The sequence below is a fragment of the Bacillus sp. LR--39 genome (genome assembly GCF_053613335.1).
Window position 1 is genome coordinate 1 of sequence record NZ_JBSIOT010000643.1, and the last position, 819, is coordinate 819.

The window sequence follows — 819 nt, forward strand, 5'->3', positions numbered from 1 at the left end:
TTTTCTGCGTCCAAAAACGAACAAAAACAGCGCCCTATAGACAACGACGAATTAAATGAACGCCAGCGGCTGTTTTGCCTGTATTACGTCAAAAGCTTCAATGCCACACAGTCAGCAATCAAAGCGGGCTATTCTCCGGACAGCGCTCATGTGACGGGCAGCCGGCTCTTAAAAAAGAAAAGGTCGCTGCTGAAATCAGACGCATAAAAAAAGAAATGGTCAATGAGATGTTTATTGAAGCGATGGATGTGCTGCAGGTTTATATCAAGATCGCGTTTGCGGATATTACGGACTATGTGACCTTTGGAAAAAAAGAGGTCCAGGCTGTCGGGAAATCGGGTCCGCTGTTTGATGAAGATGATAACCCGATTATGAAGGAAATCAGCTTTGTCGATGTCAAAGACTCCGGGCTCGTTGACGGCACCATTGTGACGGAAGCAAAGCTCGGCAAAGAAGGCATCGCCATCAAGCTGGCCGATAAAATGAAGGCGCTCGAGAAGCTGTCCTTATATTTTGATTTGTTTCCGGATCAATTTAAACAAAAAATTGAAAACGAGAAATTGAAGCTTGCCAAACAAAAAGCGGAGAAAACAGATGACAGCCAAGCGCCGCTTGAAATCATGATCAAACGAAAAGAGCGCAAGTCATGATTGTAAAAGAAATCAACCCACATTTCGAAGATTACGTGTTCAATTGGGAGCAGACGTACCAGTTTCTCGTCGGCGGCTACGGCTCATCCAAAAGCTATCATACGGCATTGAAAATCGTGCTAAAGCTGCTGAAGGAAAAACGGACGGCCCTTGTGATCCGGGAGGTGTT

The 819-nt window shown here is 45.3% G+C and carries 1 protein-coding gene and 1 pseudogene; both read left to right on the forward strand.

The window, feature by feature from the left end; all coding sequences use genetic code 11:
* Positions 1-78 precede the first annotated feature (78 nt).
* A pseudogene (locus ACWHAR_RS25525) lies at positions 79-650 on the forward strand (terminase small subunit).
* Positions 647-819: phage terminase large subunit (locus tag ACWHAR_RS25530; RefSeq protein ID WP_452088241.1), on the forward strand; the 173-nt coding region annotated here is incomplete at its 3' end. The pseudogene ACWHAR_RS25525 and the gene ACWHAR_RS25530, both read left to right, overlap by 4 nt.